Origin of the sequence: Kluyvera genomosp. 1, from assembly GCF_001266615.1 — a bacterium.
Taxonomy (GTDB): domain Bacteria; phylum Pseudomonadota; class Gammaproteobacteria; order Enterobacterales; family Enterobacteriaceae; genus Kluyvera; species Kluyvera cryocrescens_A.
On the sequence record NZ_LGHZ01000047.1, the window covers coordinates 22,909 to 43,957 of the forward strand.

Here is a 21,049-nt window from a genome sequence, read left to right on the forward strand (position 1 = left end):
GTTAAACTTCTCCAACATGCGAAGGGCGTTTTAGCCGCTGATGTATCAGCCCCGCGCTTTCAAACAACCAGTACAACAATTTCGCCACCAGCAAGCAGACCCCAAAAATAACCATAAAGAAGACCACGCGAGAGCCGAAGGAATCCAGCCCTTCGCGGGCCAACACGATCATGTTAAAGATCGCGCCAAAACAAAAACTGTGCAAAATCGCTGATTTATAACGGTTAGGTTCCTGGTTACCCAGCATATACAGCCAGTCGAACCATTTGATAATCAGCCCAACCGCGACGGCCCCCAGCGGAACAAACCACATGCCACCCATAACAACCAGAGAACCAATCAGCGTCGGGGAAATAGCCAGCCCGGAATGATTATTCAGCACTTCCCAGGTAAAGTAGTTGGCCGTATTCAGCACAATGCTGGGGCGTGATGGCCACAGCCAGCTAGGGATAAAGACGTAGAAGTCGCGCACCATCGGTGCCAGTCCCTGAAACTCAATCTTGTCGTAGTTTTGCAGCAGCAGCGCCAGGTTTTCCCACGGCGAAAAGGTATCGCGGGTTAGATAGAGGAAGGTATAAAACGCTTCATCACCGCTCACGTCCATGCCGTAACGCTTAAGCGCGAGCCAGAACATTCCGACAATACCCATCACGCCCGCCGCCACCAGCATCCACAGCGAAATCCATCCGCGAATGATGCCGATAAACAGGAAGATGGCAAAAGCGATAATAATGTTGGCACGCGTACCGCCCACAATGGCATAGGTCAGCAGGCCAAATGCAACAGTGGCAATCAGAAAACCTATCCAGGCCTTCCAGCTGGGCTTCAAGAAATAAACCACCAGCATAGCCGGAATAAAGAAGTAGAAGAAACGCTTGAGGGCGACTCCGGACACTTCGCTGGAGAAAATCTGACTATACGAATGCAGCTTAAACAACAGGAAACCGTTGTGCAGGAAGAAGGTCCCCACGGTAAACAGCGCCAGCCCCATCAGTAGAATCCAGGTAATGTGCGTTTCTACCCGGTTCATCGTGAATAACGGACGGCGCTGCGCGCTAGCCGTGGCCGGACGTAACCGGGTTTTATAGGTGACGTAGTACACCGCGTAGAAGCAGACCGAGATCAACAGCGTTTGCAGCAGCACATCCGGTGGCGACACGCCGACGCCAAAGCGGAACACCAGCGTACAGGTCAGCGGGAAGCCGAAGAAGAAGGTCAGTAAAAACAGTAGCGAGAAGAAGACGTTAAAATTAAAACGCACGCGGCGAAATTCAAACCACGTTAACGTGCCGATAAACAGCGTCGACAGCAGCCACACAGCAAACAGTCCGGTAAATTGCATTTCGCTCATACCGCCTCTCCTGCCGCCAGTTTCAACGCCCGATACCACGGCGTCAGATAGTTAGGTTTAAAAAAAGCGATGTCATTTTTATCGACCAGCGCCAGCTGTCGCTGCGCTTCACGTACCACCGATACGGTCAGTTCATCATCGGTGAACAAAACGGGAATATGCTGTTCGGCCATGTCCTGCCAGAATGGATTCTGCCGATTCAGTACGCAGGGGATCCCCGCCTGAATCAGTAAACAGAGCGTGCCAATTCCCTGCTGACGGGCAAAAATGAAATAGCCCAAGTCACAGCGGCGCAATAATGCCAGATAGGCGTCAAACTCAAGCTTTTCACGCAATATCTGTACATTATCATCACTGAACAATGCCTGCGCAGCATCGTTTACCTCAGCAATGTAAGCGTCGTTATTTGCCGGGTAGCCCATCGGGACAATCACGTTAACAGTGTCACCAAACTGCTGATGTACCGCCTTCAACGCGGCCACGTGTTCGTTACTACGATCGCCGGAATTGCCTACCAGAATAATCAGCTTGCCATCGCGCGGCGTGGTATCCGCCAACTCGTTCAGCGCCGGGTCCATTCGCGTCGGGAAATAAAGCAGCTCACCCGGCACCTGACGATGCAGAGCGGCAAAGTAGCTGAGATCGCCACGGGTCGCAAACACGCGCCCAACTCGGCCTTGCGCCATACGACGTAACGGGTAAAACAGACGAAACTTGAAGCCGCGCGAAACTTCATACAGATCCGCACCCCAGATATGCCAACTCACCTGCGACGGCTTCAGACCACCGCTGAGCAGGGCCAACCAAATCCCGGTATTAAACTGGCCGTGGAAGAAGAAGCGCTGCTGGCGATTGGCTTTCGCCCTGGCGACGACGGCTTTCGCCAGCGCCGATTTATCCGTATAGCGGTCAATGGCCAGCGTTGGAAACATGGCTGACAGGCCGTGTTCTTTGCTAACCACCATAAACTGACGGGCGTGCGCGTGCTCTACGGCAAGCTCATCAGCAAAAAACCGCAGCACCGTCTGGTTATGATGAGGGATATCCGATCCCAGGATGTGTATCAGTTCGGTCATTGCCGTTTACGCCAAATGAAAAATACGCCGCAACACAGCGTGAAATAAACAATATAGGTTGCCATATAGGCCTGCGCTGCCCCCAACGCACCGTGCGCCGGGATCAACCAATGAGAAAACGCCGTCAGCAACGTAAACTGGCTCAATTCCGCCAGAATATAGAAACGCAGCGACGCCCTGGCAATCACTAAATAACCAAAGACGTAAGCGCCTACTTTCAGTACATCGCCCACCAGCTGCCACGCAAACAGGTCACGCATCGCGATAAATTTAGCCGAGAACAGCAGCCAAATGGCAAAGTCGCGCAGTAGCCAAACGGTCAGACTGGCTGCGGCCACCGCCGGCAGGACAAACTTCAGCGATCGGCCAATTTCACGGGAGACATCCTGCTTTGCGGTCAGCCGTGACAGCGTTGGCAGTAGATAAACGCTAAACGAGGCGGTGATAAATTGCAGGTAAGCGTCAGAGATGCTGCTCACACCCTGCCAAATCCCGACCTCATCCCAGCTGTAGTGCGCCGCCATCAGGTTTCGCATCATCACATAGGCCACCGGCATGGTGACCGAGGTAATCAGCGCCATCAGGGTAAACTTACCCAGTTGACTCGCCAGTGCGGCATCCCAGCGCGGTTTCAGGTACGCCCATGGGATCAACCCTCGCCGGGACAACATCACCGCAGCTGGAATCACGATAAGCGCGGGGACTAGCGCTAGCCCGAGCAGCGCACCTTCGTAGCCGCCCAGTAAAAAGCAAGCATAGTAAGCCACTACGCCAATCAGGCTACCGGCAATCAGCGACAGCGCGTTACCCGCCGCATCGCGGAAACCCTTCATCAGCGCCAGCAGCAGGTTCGCCCAGGCGATGCCCATTTGAACCAACGCGACCAGGCGTACCAGCCCCTGATAGTCCGTATGGCCAAACAGCCCCAGGCTGATGGGCGCGGCGGCCAGCAGAAAAATCAACGCCAACAGCGTCGAAAATCCCAGCACCATCGCTGAAGACGTTCCGACGACCTGACGCAGGCGCGTTGGATCGTCGTGATGCTGGGCAACCAGCTTGGTCACCCCGTTGAAAATTCCCGCCCCAGCCAGCACACCAAGTACCGTCACCAACTGGCGGAAGTTACCAGCCTGACCAACCCCTGAGGGGCCAAAAGAGACGGCCAGCAGTTTAACCACCAGCAGCCCAACGCCAATTTTTACCAGCGTGGACGCGGCGGTCCACACCGAAGCTTTAGCCAGCGACATATCAGGCGAAATAGCTCAGCAGCGTGTTGATCACCGTACGCTGATCGATCGTCGACAAATTGTAGAACAGTGGCAGTCGAAGTAAACGCTCACTTTCTTTGGTGGTGTGGCGGTCTTCACCGCGGAACTCACCGAACTTTTCACCTGCCGGGCAGGAGTGCAGAGGAATATAGTGGAACACCGCCAGAATTTCGGCCTCTTTCAGCCAGCTAATCAACGCGCTGCGGTCTTCAACATCGCGCAGCTTAATGTAGAACATGTGTGCGTTGTGCCCGCAGCCTTCCGGGATTACCGGCAGATCAATACGGCCCGCATTTGCCAGCGGCAGCAACGCATCATAGTAGCTCTGCCACAGTGAAAGACGCTGCTTATTGATACGTTCGGCCGCTTCCAGTTGTGCCCAAAGATAGGCCGCCTGCAGATCGGACATCAGGTAGCTGGAGCCAATATCGCGCCAGGTGTATTTATCCACCAGCCCACGGAAGAACTGGCTGCGGTTGGTGCCTTTCTCACGAATAATTTCCGCCCGCTCAACCAGCGCACGGTCGTTAATCAACGTCGCGCCACCTTCTCCCCCGGCGGTGTAGTTTTTGGTCTCATGGAAGCTAAAGCAGCCAATATGACCAATCGAGCCCAGCGCACGGCCTTTGTAGGTCGACATCACGCCCTGCGCGGCGTCTTCCACGACGAACAGGTTATATTTCTTCGCCAGCGCCATGATGGTATCCATTTCACAGGCCACGCCCGCGTAATGAACCGGCACAATCGCGCGAGTTTTATCGGTGATGGCTGCTTCAATTTGCGTCTCATCGATATTCATCGTTTCTTTGTGTACATCGACAAACACAATCTTCGCCCCGCGCAGCACAAAGGCATTAGCGGTTGAGACGAAGGTATAGCTCGGCATGATCACTTCATCGCCCGGCTGAATATCCAGCAGAATGGCTGCCATCTCCAAAGATGCGGTGCAGGAAGGCGTCAGCAGGACTTTTGCGCTACCGAAGCGCTGCTCCATCCATTGCTGGCAGCGACGGGTAAAACCGCCGTCGCCGCACAGTTTTCCGCTGCTCATCGCGGATTGCATGTAATCGAGTTCAGTACCCACGACCGGTGGGGCGTTAAATGGGATCATGATGTCACCTGTATAGCCAGTAAGCAGTGCTAACCACGTTAGCGCCGCTGCGAATATAGCGTTGAAGTGCTGCGGTATTGCCGGCTTGCGTCGCCACCCGTAGCGTCGAAAGGCCGCGGGTATGCGCCCAGCGCACCGCTGCCTGCATCAGTTCTGCACCCGCTCCGCGCCCGGCCAGCAGGCCAATACGCGCGTCGTGAGCGTTCAATTCTCGTAGGGAAATAAAGGCGCGGATAGCCTGGCTATCATCGCGAAAAACCAGGCACTGGTTATCGAAAGTCCCTTTGACCGCATTCTCGATCCACTGTGCATAAAAACGGCCGCTGGCGTCCGGGGCATACCACGGCGCACGAAAACGGCTTAGCGCAAATGCCTGCGCGGCCAGAAGGCGCAGAGCGGGAATGTCTGATTCGACCGCCACCTGTGCCTGCGTACTGGCCACCGGCACCACCGGCAATGCTAAATCGATTTCCCCTTCAACCAGCTGAAATCCCAACTGCTGAAGTGCATCAAGCTCAGCCATCTGATGGGCGGCAATTTTCACCTGAACCCGCGACCAATCGGCTAACCGTTCCGTAGTCAGCGGCGGCGCGTCGTCATCGAGGCGGACAATCGCACTATTGACGTTGAAAAACTGATTTTCCCACGTCAGGGGATCAATATTGGCGCGGACGGGCACGGAGAAGCTCCTATAATGTACTGAGGTCTTATAACCGGGTAGCTCAATACCACGAAACCTTAACTATGTAGTGCAATATCAGGTTAAAGGCTTAATTGAATGAAATAGTGTTGCCCAGCACGTGGCTGGGCCGTTAACTGTCGAGGAGAGTTCCGCCAATGATAAAGCCCCGCTTCTGACTGACCATCCTGCCAGAAAAATGACTTTCATCGCTTTCCTCCTACGGGTGTTTAGCCCTGCAGACCCAGGCGTTCGCCCTGATAGCTGCCGTCCTGCACCTGCTTCCACCAACTTTCATTGGCGAGGTACCACTGCACCGTTTTACGCATACCGCTTTCAAAGGTCTCTTGTGGCATCCAGCCTAGCTCGCGGGCAATTTTTGCCGCATCGATAGCGTAACGCAGATCGTGGCCGGGACGGTCAGCAACGAAAGTGATCAAATCATGATAGCTCGCGACACCCTGGGGCTTCTGCGGTACCAACTCTTCCAGCAGCGAACAAATTGTCTCGACGACGTCGAGATTTTTACGTTCGTTATGACCACCGATATTGTAGGTTTCGCCAATGGCGCCTTCGGTTGCCACCAGATAGAGCGCGCGCGCGTGATCGTCGACATACAGCCAATCGCGGATTTGCTGCCCATTGCCATACACCGGCAGTGGTTTCCCCGCCAGCGCGTTGAGAATGGTCAGCGGGATCAGCTTTTCCGGGAAGTGATAAGGGCCGTAGTTATTCGAGCAGTTGGTGATTAGCGTCGGTAGCCCATAGGTACGCAGCCAGGCGCGAACCAGGTGATCGCTACTGGCCTTCGATGCGGAGTAAGGGCTGCTTGGCGCATATGGCGTGGTTTCAGTGAAGAAATCATCCATCGAGTGCAGATCGCCATACACTTCATCGGTCGAAATATGATGGAAGCGAAACGCCCCTTTGGAGCCTTCATCAAGTGCAGACCAATAGCCACGAGCGGCTTCCAGCAACGTGTAAGTGCCAACAATATTGGTTTCGATAAATGCCGCCGGACCGTCGATAGAACGATCGACATGGCTTTCCGCCGCCAGATGCATCACCACATCCGGGCGATAGTGCGCAAATACGCGATTCAACTCACCGCGATCGCAGATATCGACCTGTTCAAACGCAAAGCGCTCATCGTGTGCTACCGGCGCCAGCGAAGCCAGGTTGCCTGCGTAGGTCAGTTTGTCGACAACGACGACGCTGTCCGACGTGTGATTGATAATGTGACGCACCACCGCCGAGCCAATAAACCCCGCTCCACCTGTAACCAGAATACGTTTCAACGCCAGACTCCTTTGGTATCTATCACATACTGTTGGGCGATAGTCTCGCCGCCAATCGCTTTAAACTGGGTATGATCGACCAGCATCACAATCACATCGGCGCTAGCCAGCGCGGTGTCGAGCGATACCAGCGAACACAGCCCGTCGAGTTTTTTTGGCAACTGATGAATGTTGGGTTCAACCACCAACGTTTCACCACTGTGCCACTGGGCAATCAGTTCAGCGATTTCCATCGCTGGGCTTTCACGCAGGTCGTCAATATTCGGTTTAAACGCCAGGCCAAAGCAGGCAATTTTCAGCTCGCTGGCGCGCTTGTTGCTAGCCGCAAGGCAATCGGCAACGTTGGCCTTCACCTTGTCGATAACCCAGAACGGCTTGTGATCGTTCACTTCTCGCGCGGTGCGGATAAGGCGCGACTGCTCCGGGTTCTGCGCCACGATAAACCATGGGTCGACGGCGATACAGTGCCCGCCCACACCCGGCCCCGGCTGCAGGATATTGACGCGCGGATGACGATTCGCCAGGCGAATCAGTTCCCAGACGTTGATCCCCTGGTCAGCGCAGATGAGCGACAGTTCGTTGGCAAAGGCGATATTCACATCGCGGAAACTGTTTTCCGTCAGCTTGCACATTTCAGCGGTACGGGCGTTAGTCACCACGCATTCGCCTTCCAGGAAAATTTTATACAGCTCACTCGCGCGCGCAGAACACACCGGCGTCATGCCGCCAATCACGCGGTCGTTCTTAATCAATTCAACCATCACCTGTCCTGGCAGCACACGCTCCGGACAGTAGGCGATGTTAATATCCGCCTGCTCACCCGCCTGCTGCGGGAAGGTCAGATCAGGGCGCATCTCCGCAAGCCAACCAGCCATCTGCTCGGTTGCACCAACGGGAGAGGTGGACTCAAGGATGACCAACGAGCCTTTTTTCAACACCGGCGCAACAGAGCGCGCTGCCGCTTCAACGTAAACCATATCTGGTTCGTGGTCGCCTTTAAATGGCGTCGGTACAGCAATGAGATAAGCATCAGCGGCTTCGGGCGTGGTGGTTGCTCGCAGGTAGCCGGCAGAGACCGCCGTTTTCACCACCCTGTCGAGATCGGGTTCGACAATATGAATTTCACCGCGGTTAATGGTATCCACCGCGTGCTGATTAATATCGACACCCACGACCTTCTTTTGCCGTGAGGCAAATGCAGCTGCAGTAGGAAGACCGATATAGCCTAGTCCGATCACCGAGAGGGTTGAGAAGCTCATAGCGTTACCTGATTGTTTTTTAATGCTAGTAAAATACGTTCGCATGCCAGGCCATCCCCATAGGGGTTATGCGCCCGGCTCATCCTTTGATATTCGTCTTCATCGCGCAGCAAGCGCGTGACTTCATCCACAATGCGACGACTGTCCGTTCCCACCAGACGAACCGTACCCGCATCAATAGCTTCCGGGCGTTCCGTTGTTTCGCGCATCACCAGCACCGGTTTACCCAGCGCAGGAGCCTCTTCCTGAATGCCGCCAGAATCGGTCAGAATCAGCCAGGCGTGGTTCATCAACCAGACGAAGGGCAGGTAGTCCTGTGGATCGATAAGTATGACGTTATCGATATGGCCCAGAATACGGTTAACAGGCTCGCTGACATTTGGATTCAGATGCACCGGATAGACAATTTGCACATCCGAATTGGTCGCGGCGATTTCTGCCAGCGCGTGGCAGATTTTTTCAAAGCCCTGGCCAAAGCTTTCACGACGATGCCCCGTCACCAGGATCATCTTTTTGCCGTTATTCAGGAACGGATAGCGTTCTGACAAATCAGCGCGCAGCGCTTCGTCATTCATCACCCGATCGCGCACCCAGAACAGAGCATCAATCACCGTGTTGCCGGTGACAAAAATACGGCTATCCGGCAAATTTTCCCGCAGCAGATTCCGCCGCGAATTTTCTGTCGGCGCAAAGTGGTACATGGCCAGGTGACCGGTTATCGTACGGTTTGCCTCTTCCGGCCACGGCGAGTAGAGATCGCCGGTACGCAAACCCGCCTCCACATGTCCGACCGGGATGCGTTGATAAAATGCCGCCAGACTTGCGGCCGTCGTGGTCGTCGTGTCGCCATGCACTAGCACCACGTCCGGCTTGAAAGACTCCAGAACGGGCTTTAACCCCTGCAAAATTCGGCAGGTAATCTCAGTTAAACCCTGTCCAGGACTCATGATGTTCAGGTCATAATCCGGAACGATGGAGAAGAGGTTTAGCACCTGATCAAGCATTTCCCTATGCTGCGCAGTTACGCATACTTTCGCCTCAAAATGAGGATCCTTTGCTAGCGCATGAACCAGAGGTGCCATCTTGATAGCTTCTGGTCGTGTGCCAAATACAGTCAGTACTTTCACATCGATTCTCTTCTTTAGATGAAACAGGCCCATCGCCCTTCATCATTGATGGGTATTTACGTGCGACGACGCGCCAGTGCCACCCCAGCACCCACCAATGCGCCGACAATGCCCCACATGACCATCAGGAATACGCGACGTGGGCTGGTGCGTTTTACCGGTTCCTCTGGTGTCCGCAAATACCGATATGTCTGAAAACTAGCAGCCAGCGTCGGACCAACATTCAGGGTCGTCAGCATAGCCCTCCCCTGATCGTAATCAAGGTCAAACGTTGGCCCTACGGCCTGCAGATTTTCCAGACGAGCCTGCAGCATCGGACGGCCTAATAATGAAAGCTCCGAATCCGGGAGTTCATCGGCCGGTATATCCGTCACGCTACGGTTAATATTGTGCTGCTGCGCAATCTTCAATGCGGCTTCAATGCTGTGCATACGGCGGTTGAAAATCGCCTGAGCGACCTCTTCCTGGCGTTTCACCTGCGCTTTCACCTGAATCGTGCGCGCGGCCCATGCGCCCTTCAGTTCATCATTCAGATGGCCGGCTGCGCGCTGGCTAGCAAACGCCACGTACTGGCGTAACAAATTGTTGGCATCCTGCGCGGTTTCCGCGTTCAGCTTCACGCTGTCGCTCACGCTTTTTTGCGCATCACCCGGGATAAATTGAATGTCGTTAATCAGATCATCCAGCTGCGCGGCGTCGGCACGGGAATTACCCACCATCCGCTGCTTGTAGTAGTCCGTCTGCGACCAGAAGTCGCGACGGGTATCCCACGACGCGAGCTGCATAACGAATTCTTTGTAAACTTCATCCATCACCGAAGGCGGTGTGGCCGTGGTTGGGTTGACTTTCACATCCAGGTTGCGCAAGAACTGCTGTTGCGAATAGTAACCGCCGAGCATATTGACGGTCGGGCGGTCAGTGATAGCCGTCGAGCTCCACTCCTGCCGGGCAAAAAAAGTATAAATCAGCACCACGGCGGCAAACAGCACCGCAAAGCCGATAATCCAGTGTTTTCCCGACCACAACGCGCGAAACAGGCCACGAATATCCAGTTCATTCTCAGCACTCGCCAACTGTGCTTCCGGTAATGGTTGTGTCATTACTACCCCAGTTTTACTTGGTTAATTTTGGATGGTTTTCACTGTTCCGACGCATTCTGCGCTTCATACGTTTAATAAAACGCGCCACTTTCCAGGCCCGCTTAATGCAGTACCCATACATGCCAAAGGCCACGAAGAACAGTAGCAGCATGACCCATTCAGGCACAACGCGCGTGTACTCAGCCAGGACTCCGATTCCGGCCAACAGCGCAGCGGCAACGGTGATCAGCACCAGCGCCTGACGAGAAGTAAAGCCTGCGCGCATGATCAGATGGTGAATGTGTTGACGGTCAGCGGAGAATGGGCTCATCCCCTTACGCAGCCGGCGGTACATGATTGCCACCATATCCATCAACGGAATGGCGACAATCCACAGCGCGGTGACCGGGCTGATAGGATGGTGTGTCCCTTGAGTGGTTTCCAGCAGGATCCAGATAACCGTAAAACCAATCAGCGTACTGCCCGCATCGCCCATAAACACTTTATAGCGACGCCCCAGCACACCTAGATTCAGCATGATGTACGGCAGAATGGCGGCAATCATCGCGAAGCACCACATGGCAAGACTCGTCTGACCGTCAAACCACAGAATAAGCCCAATTGCACCAAAACTAACGCTCGACAAGCCGCCGAGAAGACCGTCAATCCCGTCAACCATGTTGAAGGCATTAATCACTGCCCAAACGGCAAACAGAGTGAGGAAGAAGCCAAACGGCCCAAGCACCAGTTCCCACGAACCGAAGATATAACCCAGGCTGCGGAGGTATAAATTGCCTGCCGTCATCATCACGATGCCAATCAGCGCCTGGATAGTTGCGCGGATTTTCACACTGATGTCATAGCGATCGTCAAGGGCACCCACCAGCACCAGAACACCAGCACAGGCCAGGTACAAGAAGGCATGAGGAATGTAGTAATCTGCAATCGCAAAAGTTAAGCAGATCCCGGCGTAAACCGAGATGCCACCCACTAGCGGAATAAGCCCCTGGTGACGTTTACGATAATTAGGTCTATCCACCAAACCGACCTTTTTAGCCGCTTTACGGGCGAAAAAAAGGAATACGGTGGTGAATAAAAAAATACTGATCAAGTCAGTACCGACGGTCAGTAAACTCACAATTTATACTCGCTGCGAATATTAATAGCGAAAGTATACCCACGATAGCGGCTCATCAGAAGAGCAGGTCTGATGAATGTTGGGTAAACTCGCCTGATTTATAACCGATTTTACAAACTAACTCTTATTGTAGCTGTAAACCGTAATTGTCCGTGAAAAAAATGCGAAGCCGTATCACCTAAACTCCTAAAAACAAAAACGCCACACAAAAGTGTGGCGTTTGTCGTCAAAAACCAGGTTTTACGAGCGTTTCATCATGTCGAAGAAGTCGTCGTTAGTTTTGGTCATTGCCAACTTATTGATGAGGAATTCCATCGCATCAATCTCACCCATTGGGTGGATGATTTTGCGCAGGATCCACATTTTCTGCAGCTCTTCTTGAGTGGTGAGTAGCTCTTCTTTACGGGTACCAGAACGGTTGTAGTCGATAGCCGGGAAGACGCGTTTTTCAGCAATCTTACGAGAGAGGTGCAGTTCCATGTTGCCGGTACCTTTAAACTCTTCGTAGATAACTTCATCCATTTTAGAGCCGGTATCCACCAACGCGGTGGCAATAATCGTCAGGCTGCCGCCCTCTTCCACATTACGTGCCGCACCGAAGAAACGCTTCGGACGGTGCAGGGCGTTAGCGTCGACACCACCGGTCAATACTTTACCGGAAGCTGGTACCACGGTGTTGTAGGCACGGGCCAGACGGGTGATGGAGTCGAGCAGGATGATAACGTCTTTCTTGTGTTCAACCAGACGTTTCGCTTTCTCGATAACCATTTCAGCGACCTGAACGTGACGAGATGCCGGTTCGTCAAAGGTGGAAGCAATGACTTCGCCTTTAACCAGACGCTGCATCTCGGTCACTTCTTCCGGACGTTCATCAATCAGCAGAACCATCAGTACGCAGTCTGGGTGGTTATACGCGATGCTCTGCGCGATGTTCTGCAGCAGCATGGTTTTACCGGCTTTTGGCGGTGCCACAATCAGACCACGCTGACCGCGACCGATTGGCGATGCCAGATCCAGAACGCGAGCGGTTAAATCTTCGGTAGAACCGTTACCACGCTCCATACGCAGACGAGAGTTTGCGTGCAGCGGGGTTAAGTTCTCAAACAGGATCTTGTTGCGCGAGTTTTCCGGCTTGTCGTAGTTAACTTCGTTAACTTTCAACAGCGCAAAGTAACGCTCACCCTCTTTCGGCGGACGGATCTTACCCGAAATGGTGTCACCAGTGCGGAGATTGAAACGGCGGATTTGGCTAGGGGAAACGTAGATATCATCGGGACCGGCGAGGTAGGAGCTGTCTCCAGAGCGGAGGAAACCAAATCCATCCTGCAATATCTCCAGTACACCGTCACCAAAGATATCTTCGCCACTCTTTGCGTGCTGCTTCAGGATGGCAAAAATAATGTCCTGCTTGCGCATACGTGCCTGGTTTTCCAGACCCATATTTTCGCCGAGAGTAATCAGCTCAGAAACCGGCGTATTCTTTAATTCGGTAAGATTCATAATGGTGTGAGTTCTTAAACTTGGGGGAAATCTCGAACTTAATGTTGTGAATGGTATGGCAGGGTCATCCGTGCCTGTTTACGGCCATCACTCATGTCTGTTCGCTGCCTGGTCACAGGAGAGTACGCAGAACTGAAACGACAAGACGGAAAGAGTGACAAACCTGGAATTTTTCCACCTCTGACGTCATACATCGCAACGGGAGGTTTGGATAAAACAAGATTCAAACAAGGTATGTTTAAAACGAAGTCAAAAATAACTTAGCACGACTGAAGCCGGGCGTCCAGAGTTCTGCTTAATTTAAGAACACTGGACGCCCAAACCGAATTTCTTACGCCAGGTTAGCGTCGAGGAACTCTTTCAGCTGGCCTTTAGACAGCGCGCCAACTTTAGTTGCTGCAACTTCGCCGTTCTTGAACAGCAGCAGCGTCGGGATACCGCGGATGCCATACTTAGGGGCAGTGCCTGGGTTCTGATCGATGTTCAGTTTAGCAACGGTCAGTTTACCCTGATACTCCTCGGCGATTTCATCCAGAATCGGGGCGATCATTTTGCACGGACCGCACCACTCTGCCCAGAAATCGACGAGTGTCAGCCCGTCAGCTTTGAGTACGTCCGTGTCAAAACTGTCGTCAGTCAGGTGAATAATTTTATCGCTCATATTTAACTCCACAGGAATAAGCCTGGTGTGTTGGTGTAGCATTAACCAACGAGGTGTTGATGTTAACTTCGCCAACAAAGGTTGACGTTATTTCACCGGATACGCTTTCTTAATGCAATAGTAAGCTGATATTCTACCACACTATGAGCAAAACACATTTAACAGAACAGAAGTTTTCCGACTTCGCCCTGCACCCTAAAGTGGTTGAAGCCCTTGAAACTAAAGGGTTTTATAATTGCACGCCCATTCAGGCGCTGGCTTTGCCGCTGACGCTTGCCGGACGTGATGTGGCTGGACAGGCGCAAACCGGTACCGGAAAAACGATGGCGTTTCTGACGTCCACGTTTCATTATCTCCTTTCTCACCCGGCGAGTGCAGACCGTCAGGTGAACCAACCGCGCGCCTTAATTATGGCGCCAACCCGTGAGCTGGCCGTACAGATTCACGCCGATGCTGAGCCACTGGCTCAGGCGACCGGCCTGAAATTGGGCCTGGCCTACGGCGGTGACGGCTATGACAAACAGCTGAAAGTGCTGGAGAGCGGCGTCGATATCCTGATCGGCACCACTGGCCGTCTTATTGATTATGCAAAACAGAACCACATCAACCTGGGCGCGATTCAGGTGGTGGTACTGGATGAAGCCGATCGTATGTACGATCTGGGCTTTATTAAAGATATCCGTTGGCTGTTCCGTCGTATGCCGCCGACCAACCAGCGTCTGAATATGCTGTTCTCTGCAACGCTGTCTTACCGCGTCCGCGAACTGGCGTTCGAGCAAATGAACAACGCCGAGTACGTGGAAGTCGAGCCAGAGCAGAAAACGGGTCACCGTATTAAAGAAGAGCTGTTCTACCCTTCCAATGAAGAAAAAATGCGTTTACTGCAAACGCTGCTGGAAGAAGAGTGGCCAGACCGCGCGATTATCTTCGCCAACACCAAGCACCGCTGTGAAGACATCTGGGGCCATCTGGCAGCAGACGGGCATCGCGTAGGCCTGCTGACCGGTGACGTCGCACAGAAAAAACGCCTGCGTATTCTGGAAGATTTCACCAGCGGTGATATCGACATTCTGGTGGCAACCGACGTTGCTGCACGCGGCCTGCATATCCCAGCCGTGACGCACGTGTTTAACTACGATCTACCGGACGACTGTGAAGACTACGTTCACCGCATCGGCCGTACCGGGCGCGCAGGCGCTAGCGGACACTCCATCAGCCTGGCTTGTGAAGAGTACGCACTGAACTTACCGGCGATTGAAACCTACACTGGCCACTCTATTCCGGTCAGTAAGTACAACCCGGATGCGCTGTTGACTGAACTGCCAAAACCATTACGTCTGACGCGTGTTCGTCAGGGCAATGGCCCGCGTCGTTCTGGCGCACCACGTAACCGTCGTCGTTCAGGTTAAATACATTATGCCATACACAAAATCATTCGAATTTTATCAAGGCGGCAAGCAAACGAATCCCGATGAGCTTACATTAGTAAGTGATTCGGGTGAGCGCGCGCAGTCAACGCAGAGACAATTTGAAGGATGAAGTGTATGACTTCCACCTCGCTTTATGCAGCTATAGACCTTGGTTCTAATAGTTTTCATATGCTGCTGGTTCGCGAGGTGGCGGGAAGTATCCAGACGCTCACGCGCATAAAGCGCAAAGTGCGTCTGGCTGGCGGGCTCAACCGGGACAACATGTTGTCCACAGAGGCCATGGAACGTGGATGGCAGTGCCTGCGCCTGTTCGCCGAACGTTTACAAGATATTCCCCCGACCCAAATTCGTATTGTTGCGACTGCAACGCTGCGTCTTGCCGTTAATGCCGATGTCTTTATCGCCAAAGCCCAGGAAATTCTCGGCTGCCCGGTGCAGGTTATCCGTGGCGAAGAAGAAGCGCGCCTGATTTATCAGGGTGTTGCGCACACTACCGGCGGCGACGATCGCCGTTTAGTGGTTGATATCGGCGGTGCCAGCACCGAACTAGTTACCGGCACCGGTGCGCAAACAACGTCACTGTTCAGCCTGTCGATGGGCTGCGTTACCTGGCTTGAGCGCTACTTTACCGATCGTAACCTGGCACAGGAACATTTCGACGAAGCCGAACGTGCGGCACGTGAAGTGCTCAAACCGGTTGCCGACGAATTGCGTCAGCACGGCTGGAAAGTTTGCGTTGGCGCATCCGGAACGGTTCAGGCGTTACAAGAAATCATGATGGCGCAGGGGATGGATGAACGCATTACCCTCGCCAAACTTCAGCAGCTTAAACAGCGCGCTATCCAATGCGGGCGTCTGGAAGAGCTGGAAATTGAAGGGCTGACGCTGGAACGTGCGCTGGTCTTCCCAAGCGGGCTGGCGATTCTTATCGCCATCTTCACCGAGCTGGATATCCAGTGCATGACGCTGGCCGGTGGTGCACTTCGCGAAGGCCTGGTCTACGGCATGCTGCATCTGGCGGTGGACGAAGACATTCGCAGCCGCACGTTACGCAATATTCAGCGCCGTTTTATGGTGGATACCGAGCAGGCTAACCGCGTCGCACAGCTGGCTGCCCGTTTTGTCGATCAGGTCGGCAACAGTTGGGATCTGGAGCCATTAAGCCGCGAACTGCTGTTAAGCGCCTGCGCTTTGCATGAAATCGGCCTGAGTGTTGATTTTAAACAAGCTCCGCAGCACGCCGCCTATCTGGTGCGCAATCTCGATTTGCCAGGCTTTACCCCTGCGCAAAAGAAGCTGTTGGCTACCTTGTTGCTCAACCAGACTAACCCTATCGACCTTTCATCGCTCCACCAGCAAAATGCCGTGCCTCCGCGCGCGGCCGAGCATCTCTGCCGCCTATTACGCCTGGCGATTATTTTCGCCAGCCGTCGCCGTGACGATCTGGTACCGAATATGACGCTGCAGGTCAAAGAGGAAAGCCTGACCCTTACGCTGCCAAAAGGTTGGCTGGAGCAACATCCGCTGGGTAAAGAGACGATCGATCAAGAAAGCCAGTGGCAAAGCTATGTCCACTGGCCTTTAGAAGTGCGATAACCTTAAACAATAGCCGGATAGCACCAGCTTATCCGGCTTACGATTTCGCTTTCTTCGCCGCCATCATCGCTTTCAGATTTGCCAAGTGGCTCTGCCCTTTCTGCATCCGTTCTTCAGCAGTGATCACTTTGCGCTCTTGCTCCCACGCAACGTCATCTTGCGGTAGCTCCAGCAGGAAACGGCTCGGCTCGGGCCGCACCAGTTCACCATACTGACGGCGTTCTTTGCACAGCGTGAAAATAAGCTCTTTCTGCGCGCGAGTGATCCCAACGTAGGCCAGACGACGTTCTTCATCGACGTTATCTTCATCGATACTGCTCTGGTGTGGCAGCAGCCCCTCCTCCATCCCGACGAGGAAAACGTAAGGGAATTCCAGCCCTTTAGAGGCATGAAGGGTCATGAGCTGCACCTGATCCATATCTTCCTCGCTTTCGCCGCGTTCCATCATGTCGCGCAGCGTAAAGCGGGTCACCACCTGAGTGAGCGTCATCGGTTCTTCCAGCTCGCTACCTTCCAGCATTTCCGTCATCCAGCCAAACAGCGTGTTGACGTTTTTCATGCGCATTTCGGCCGCCTTCGGGCTTGGCGAGGTTTCAAACAGCCAGGATTCGTAGTCGATACCGTGGATCAGATCGCGTACTGCGGTTATGGGTTCTCGCTCAGCCAGACGCTGCACTTCCCCCAGCCAGTGGGTAAAACGCGTTAACGACTCATAGCCACGTCCGGTCAGCGTTTGGTTCAGCCCCATATCAAAACTGGCGGTAAACAGACTCTTGTTGCGAGTCGTCGCCCACTCGCCGAGTTTTTGCAGCGTCGCCGAACCAATCTCACGCTTTGGCGTGTTGACGATGCGCAGGAAGGCACTGTCATCATCCGGGTTGCTCAGCACGCGCAGATACGCGAGCAGATCTTTAATTTCAGGACGCGAGAAGAACGAGGTGCCGCCGGAAATTTTGTACGGGATGCGGTTTTGCATCAGGAATTTTTCGAACACCCGCGACTGGTGGTTGCCACGATAAAGAATCGCGTAATCCTTATATTCCGTTTTATTAACGAAGTGATGGGCGATAAGCTCACCGGTTACGCGCTCCGCTTCGTGCTCTTCATTGTTCGCGCTCAATACTTTGAGCTCTTTACCGTAACCCAGTTCGGAGAACAGACGTTTTTCAAATACGTGCGGATTATTGGCGATAAGAATATTCGCCGCCTTCAGGATACGCCCGGAGGAACGGTAGTTCTGCTCGAGCTTAATCACCTGCAGCGCCGGGAAATCTTTGCTCAGCAGCACCAGGTTTTGCGGGCGCGCGCCGCGCCATGAGTAGATAGACTGATCGTCATCACCCACGACGGTAAAACGGGCGCGTTGGCCCACCAGCAGCTTAACCAACTCATATTGGCTGGTGTTGGTATCCTGATATTCATCCACCAGCAGGTAGCGAATTTTATTTTGCCAGCGCTCGCGTACCTCTTCATTTCGCTGCAACAGAAGCGTCGGCAGTAAAATCAGGTCATCAAAGTCCAGTACGTTGCAGGCCTTCATATGCGCATCGTACAGGCCATAGCAATGGGCAAAGATCCTGTCGCGCTCGCCTTTCGCAGTGGCGGCCGCCTGCGCGGGCGTCATCAGATCGTTTTTCCAGTTGGAGATCGTCGAAATCAGCTGCTGGAAAAGCACTTTATCGTCTTCGATTAGCCCTTCGGTCAAATCTTTCAGCAGCGCTGTCTGATCGGTGTCGTCGAATAAGGAGAAGTTCGACTTCATCCCCAGCGCCGCATACTCACGCTTGATGATATCCAGCCCCAGGGTATGGAAGGTCGAGATCATCAGCCCACGTGCCTCTTTGCGTCCCAATGTCTGCGCCACACGCTCTTTCATCTCGCGCGCCGCTTTGTTGGTAAAGGTGACCGCTGCGATATGCCGCGCCTGGTAGCCACACTGGTGGATCAGGTGGGCAATTTTATTGGTGATAACGCGGGTCTTACCGGATCCAGCACCCGCCAGCACCAGGCAGGGTCCGGTGACGAATTCGACGGCTTGTTGTTGTCCGGGGTTCAAACGCATGACGTATTGCTCAATCTATAAACACGGGGGTGTGGATTGTAGCAGAAAGTCGGGCTGAGATTTACCCGCCGAATGGTAAAGTGTTGGGCAGAAATCCGTTGATGAGTATGAGCCCATGATGAAGAGCGCAGCAGCCCTGCATATTCTGGTAAAAGAAGAGAAACTGGCCCTTGAGATCCTCAGCAAACTGGAGCGTGGGATCAGTTTTGATCATTTGGCCAAACGCTACTCACGCTGTCCTTCCGGGCGCAACGGTGGGGATCTGGGTGAATTCAAACAGGGCGTCATGGTTGGGCCGTTCGATGCCGCCGTGTTTAGCTGCCCGTTACTAAAACCTTACGGGCCGGTAAAGACCAAATATGGCTACCACATCATCAAAGTGCTATATCGCCGATAAGCCGTGCTAAAATCGCCAGCCTGATATCTCCCCCTTTGAAGGCACAAATCATGGCTAAAACAGCAGCAGCACTGCATATCCTTGTAAAAGAAGAACAACTGGCACTGGATCTTCTGGAGCAGATTAAAAATGGCGCCGACTTTGAGAAGCTGGCGAAGAAGCACTCTACCTGTCCATCAGGTAAAAAAGGCGGCCACCTGGGTGAATTCCGCCAGGGTCAGATGGTTCCCGCGTTCGATAAAGTGGTGTTCTCTTGCCCGGTGCTGGAGCCTACTGGCCCACTGCACACGCAGTTCGGCTACCACATCATTAAAGTGCTGTACCGCAACTAATTCGCCTTATCAGGCCGAGATAAAAAAAGCCTCTCTGCAAAGAGAGGCTTTTTTTTATTTATGTGCTTGTAAGATCTGCTGGGCTTCGTGCTTCATCACGTGAGTGCGAATCGCCGCCTGGAAGACCTTGAACATCAGACCGCTAATCAAAGTGGTGACAGTAATGGTGATAAACGCCGTCATCGCCAAGTCAATCAATACAAATCCACTGTTCAGCAATGCCGGGCGATACACCACCATTCCGGCAAAAACCACCCAGTGACTTAAACAGTAAAAACACTGGAAAAGATGACCCATCAGCGCGTTCTTTTTTGCTGTCCATTCTCGGAATGCGGCAAACAATTCCGTTTGCGTTACCGTCATTGAAATACTGCTGGCTGCCAGGGCAATCATCAGACAGGTTGTTAAGGTAGCAATCATTAGTCGTGGCCTTTGTCGTTGAAGTAGCTGATAAATTCGCTGCCAATATCGTGCAAAGTGAGGCTCTTAAAGCGATCGAGAATCAATGTTTGCGCGTCAGCGAGCGTAGCCGACATCACCCGATTCACGCCTTGCTCAACCAGACACTGCGGGTTCTCGCTGCGGTTACCAATAGCAAACAGCGCCGGTTCACCCAATGCCATGTAGATATCGTGAAGCGTGATTGCATCCACCGGCCGGCACAGCCGCCAACCGCCGTGATGCCCTTTGGTGGCACAAACGATGTTATTTTCCCGTAGCCCAGCGAGCAGCTTGCGGATGAATGCCGGATTGCCTTCGATAAAGGCCGCCATCTGCTCCGAAGTCAGAGGCTTATCCATCTGCTGCATGTGCAGCAGAATATGCAGCGTTGCGGAGAATGAGTTGTTCGTTTTCATGTAACTTACGATATTACATAAACTCTAAATTTGGCAATCCCAGCCAAAGAAATAAAACAAATAATAAACTCAAGACACTAATAAATAATGAAATTTATCTTTTTCCTTTCGATCATTGACGAAAAGGAATCTTATGTTACTTTAAATATTACATGAAATAATAACCGGCCATCGAGGTGGAGATGCACAACGTAGAACAAACGCCAGAGAACTTCTGGGAAGCACATTACGACGCCATGTCGCCCCTCTCGAACGGGATCCCGGGGCGAATACTGGTACGTTTTACCGAAGCGTTAATCCCAGGCAAAGCGCTGGAATTAGGCTGTGGTCGGGGAGATGACGCGGTATGGTTGGCAATGCAGGGCTGGCAGGTCACGGCGGTGGATCTTTCGCATCGCGCCATTGAATACGCTTCAGCCAATGCCGCCCGTGCTGGCGTGAATATCACTTTTGAACGCCACGATCTCACGCAAACTTTTCCGTCCGGTGAATTCGACCTGATCGCCGCCTCTTTCCTCGAGTCACCGCTGGATTTCGATCGCGCCACCCTTTTTCGCACTGCGTTTAGCCATCTCGCGCCGGACGGATTGCTACTGATCACGTCACACGGCAAAGTCCCCAGTTGGTCTAAACATGTTCGTCCATTCCTGCCGGCAAGCGAAGTGCTGGCGTCGTTAGGCCCGCTACCTCAGGGTTGGGAAGTGGCGTTCTGCGAAGAAGTCTCGCGAGTAATGATCGGGCCGGAAGGGCAGCAGGATGAGGTTTCTGATGCGGTGGTCGCGCTGAAACGCGCATAAAAAAACGGCCCGGTCGCGAGGCGCAGACCGG

The 21,049-nt window shown here is 53.4% G+C and carries 20 protein-coding genes and 1 pseudogene; 5 read left to right on the plus strand and 16 right to left on the minus strand.

All coding sequences use genetic code 11. The features are described from left to right. Position 1: 1 nt before the first annotated feature. The 13 genes and pseudogenes from wzyE to trxA all read right to left on the minus strand — a co-directional run bounded on the left by wzyE (position 2) and on the right by trxA (position 13,547). Positions 2–1,351: an ECA oligosaccharide polymerase gene (gene wzyE / locus KP80_RS20645; protein WP_052285517.1), complete on the minus strand. Its 1,350-nt coding sequence runs from the start codon at positions 1,349–1,351 to the stop codon at positions 2–4. Then, on the minus strand, positions 1,348–2,427 hold the full coding sequence (locus KP80_RS20650; protein WP_052285518.1) for a TDP-N-acetylfucosamine:lipid II N-acetylfucosaminyltransferase: 1,080 nt from the start codon (positions 2,425–2,427) through the stop codon (positions 1,348–1,350). The genes wzyE and KP80_RS20650 overlap by 4 nt, the downstream gene beginning before the upstream one ends. Continuing rightward, on the minus strand, positions 2,424–3,674 hold the full coding sequence (wzxE, locus tag KP80_RS20655; protein WP_052285519.1) for a lipid III flippase WzxE: 1,251 nt from the start codon (positions 3,672–3,674) through the stop codon (positions 2,424–2,426). The genes KP80_RS20650 and wzxE overlap by 4 nt, the downstream gene beginning before the upstream one ends. A gap of 1 nt (position 3,675) precedes the next feature. Beyond that, on the minus strand, positions 3,676–4,806 hold the full coding sequence (rffA, locus tag KP80_RS20660) for a dTDP-4-amino-4,6-dideoxygalactose transaminase (protein WP_052285520.1): 1,131 nt from the start codon (positions 4,804–4,806) through the stop codon (positions 3,676–3,678). A gap of 4 nt (positions 4,807–4,810) precedes the next feature. After that, positions 4,811–5,485 (minus strand): dTDP-4-amino-4,6-dideoxy-D-galactose acyltransferase, encoded by a 675-nt coding sequence (gene rffC, locus KP80_RS20665; protein WP_052285521.1) that lies wholly within the window; start codon positions 5,483–5,485, stop codon positions 4,811–4,813. Positions 5,486–5,715: 230 nt separating this feature from the next. After that, positions 5,716–6,783 (minus strand): dTDP-glucose 4,6-dehydratase, encoded by a 1,068-nt coding sequence (gene rffG, locus KP80_RS20670; RefSeq protein WP_052285522.1) that lies wholly within the window; start codon positions 6,781–6,783, stop codon positions 5,716–5,718. Further along, positions 6,780–8,042: a UDP-N-acetyl-D-mannosamine dehydrogenase gene (wecC, locus tag KP80_RS20675; RefSeq protein ID WP_052285523.1), complete on the minus strand. Its 1,263-nt coding sequence runs from the start codon at positions 8,040–8,042 to the stop codon at positions 6,780–6,782. Before wecC ends, rffG begins: the two co-directional genes overlap by 4 nt. Next, complete coding sequence (wecB, locus tag KP80_RS20680) at positions 8,039–9,169, minus strand: non-hydrolyzing UDP-N-acetylglucosamine 2-epimerase (protein WP_072129180.1); 1,131 nt, start codon at positions 9,167–9,169, stop codon at positions 8,039–8,041. Before wecB ends, wecC begins: the two co-directional genes overlap by 4 nt. 56 nt (positions 9,170–9,225) lie before the next feature. Continuing rightward, positions 9,226–10,269: an ECA polysaccharide chain length modulation protein gene (wzzE, locus tag KP80_RS20685; protein WP_052285525.1), complete on the minus strand. Its 1,044-nt coding sequence runs from the start codon at positions 10,267–10,269 to the stop codon at positions 9,226–9,228. Between the two features lie 13 nt (positions 10,270–10,282). After that, positions 10,283–11,386, minus strand: a complete 1,104-nt coding sequence (gene wecA / locus KP80_RS20690) for a UDP-N-acetylglucosamine--undecaprenyl-phosphate N-acetylglucosaminephosphotransferase (protein WP_052285526.1) — start codon at positions 11,384–11,386, stop codon at positions 10,283–10,285. A 240-nt stretch (positions 11,387–11,626) separates the two neighbouring features. Continuing rightward, the gene (rho, locus tag KP80_RS20695; protein ID WP_052285527.1) at positions 11,627–12,886 is read right to left on the minus strand and encodes a transcription termination factor Rho; all 1,260 of its coding nucleotides are present in this window, start codon (positions 12,884–12,886) and stop codon (positions 11,627–11,629) included. A gap of 89 nt (positions 12,887–12,975) precedes the next feature. After that, a pseudogene (locus tag KP80_RS23365) lies at positions 12,976–13,080 on the minus strand (hypothetical protein); the annotation flags it as partial. A 137-nt stretch (positions 13,081–13,217) separates the two neighbouring features. Continuing rightward, positions 13,218–13,547 carry a thioredoxin TrxA gene (gene trxA / locus KP80_RS20700; RefSeq protein WP_002883224.1) on the minus strand — a complete coding sequence of 110 codons (330 nt, stop codon included), beginning with the start codon at positions 13,545–13,547 and terminating at the stop codon, positions 13,218–13,220. 143 nt (positions 13,548–13,690) lie between these two features. On the opposite strand from trxA, the gene rhlB reads away from it, so the two are divergent. Then, positions 13,691–14,956 (plus strand): ATP-dependent RNA helicase RhlB, encoded by a 1,266-nt coding sequence (gene rhlB / locus KP80_RS20705; RefSeq protein WP_052285528.1) that lies wholly within the window; start codon positions 13,691–13,693, stop codon positions 14,954–14,956. Between the two features lie 135 nt (positions 14,957–15,091). Then, positions 15,092–16,573, plus strand: a complete 1,482-nt coding sequence (gene gppA / locus KP80_RS20710) for a guanosine-5'-triphosphate,3'-diphosphate diphosphatase (RefSeq protein ID WP_052285529.1) — start codon at positions 15,092–15,094, stop codon at positions 16,571–16,573. Between the two features lie 37 nt (positions 16,574–16,610). Here gppA and rep read toward each other — a convergent pair whose 3' ends face one another. Beyond that, a complete protein-coding gene (rep, locus tag KP80_RS20715; protein WP_052285530.1) occupies positions 16,611–18,635 on the minus strand; it encodes a DNA helicase Rep in 2,025 nt (674 codons plus the stop codon). Positions 18,636–18,750: 115 nt separating this feature from the next. Here rep and ppiC (KP80_RS20720) point away from each other — a divergent pair, with 115 nt between their 5' ends. Both ppiC (KP80_RS20720) and ppiC (KP80_RS20725) read left to right on the plus strand, forming a co-directional pair. Next, on the plus strand, positions 18,751–19,032 hold the full coding sequence (gene ppiC / locus KP80_RS20720) for a peptidylprolyl isomerase PpiC (protein WP_052285531.1): 282 nt from the start codon (positions 18,751–18,753) through the stop codon (positions 19,030–19,032). Between the two features lie 50 nt (positions 19,033–19,082). Then, the gene (gene ppiC, locus KP80_RS20725; protein ID WP_052285532.1) at positions 19,083–19,364 is read left to right on the plus strand and encodes a peptidylprolyl isomerase PpiC; all 282 of its coding nucleotides are present in this window, start codon (positions 19,083–19,085) and stop codon (positions 19,362–19,364) included. A gap of 54 nt (positions 19,365–19,418) precedes the next feature. Here ppiC (KP80_RS20725) and KP80_RS20730 read toward each other — a convergent pair whose 3' ends face one another. Beyond that, complete coding sequence (locus tag KP80_RS20730; protein ID WP_052285533.1) at positions 19,419–19,784, minus strand: hypothetical protein; 366 nt, start codon at positions 19,782–19,784, stop codon at positions 19,419–19,421. Continuing rightward, a complete protein-coding gene (locus KP80_RS20735; protein WP_052285534.1) occupies positions 19,784–20,221 on the minus strand; it encodes an RrF2 family transcriptional regulator in 438 nt (145 codons plus the stop codon). Before KP80_RS20735 ends, KP80_RS20730 begins: the two co-directional genes overlap by 1 nt. A gap of 182 nt (positions 20,222–20,403) precedes the next feature. Between KP80_RS20735 and KP80_RS20740 the strand changes: the two genes are divergently transcribed. Next, complete coding sequence (locus KP80_RS20740) at positions 20,404–21,018, plus strand: SAM-dependent methyltransferase (RefSeq protein ID WP_052285535.1); 615 nt, start codon at positions 20,404–20,406, stop codon at positions 21,016–21,018. Positions 21,019–21,049: the final 31 nt, after the last annotated feature.

Coding starts and splice junctions, on each gene's coding strand:
- wzyE (WP_052285517.1), bottom strand. CDS start 1,351: ATGAGCGAAATGCAATTTACCGGACTGTTTGCTGTGTGGCTGCTGTCG.
- KP80_RS20650 (WP_052285518.1), bottom strand. CDS start 2,427: ATGACCGAACTGATACACATCCTGGGATCGGATATCCCTCATCATAAC.
- wzxE (WP_052285519.1), bottom strand. CDS start 3,674: ATGTCGCTGGCTAAAGCTTCGGTGTGGACCGCCGCGTCCACGCTGGTA.
- rffA (WP_052285520.1), bottom strand. CDS start 4,806: ATGATCCCATTTAACGCCCCACCGGTCGTGGGTACTGAACTCGATTAC.
- wecC (WP_052285523.1), bottom strand. CDS start 8,042: ATGAGCTTCTCAACCCTCTCGGTGATCGGACTAGGCTATATCGGTCTT.
- wzzE (WP_052285525.1), bottom strand. CDS start 10,269: ATGACACAACCATTACCGGAAGCACAGTTGGCGAGTGCTGAGAATGAA.
- rho (WP_052285527.1), bottom strand. CDS start 12,886: ATGAATCTTACCGAATTAAAGAATACGCCGGTTTCTGAGCTGATTACT.
- trxA (WP_002883224.1), bottom strand. CDS start 13,547: ATGAGCGATAAAATTATTCACCTGACTGACGACAGTTTTGACACGGAC.
- rhlB (WP_052285528.1), top strand. CDS start 13,691: ATGAGCAAAACACATTTAACAGAACAGAAGTTTTCCGACTTCGCCCTG.
- gppA (WP_052285529.1), top strand. CDS start 15,092: ATGACTTCCACCTCGCTTTATGCAGCTATAGACCTTGGTTCTAATAGT.
- rep (WP_052285530.1), bottom strand. CDS start 18,635: ATGCGTTTGAACCCCGGACAACAACAAGCCGTCGAATTCGTCACCGGA.
- ppiC (WP_052285531.1), top strand. CDS start 18,751: ATGATGAAGAGCGCAGCAGCCCTGCATATTCTGGTAAAAGAAGAGAAA.
- ppiC (WP_052285532.1), top strand. CDS start 19,083: ATGGCTAAAACAGCAGCAGCACTGCATATCCTTGTAAAAGAAGAACAA.
- KP80_RS20730 (WP_052285533.1), bottom strand. CDS start 19,784: ATGATTGCTACCTTAACAACCTGTCTGATGATTGCCCTGGCAGCCAGC.
- KP80_RS20735 (WP_052285534.1), bottom strand. CDS start 20,221: ATGAAAACGAACAACTCATTCTCCGCAACGCTGCATATTCTGCTGCAC.
- KP80_RS20740 (WP_052285535.1), top strand. CDS start 20,404: ATGCACAACGTAGAACAAACGCCAGAGAACTTCTGGGAAGCACATTAC.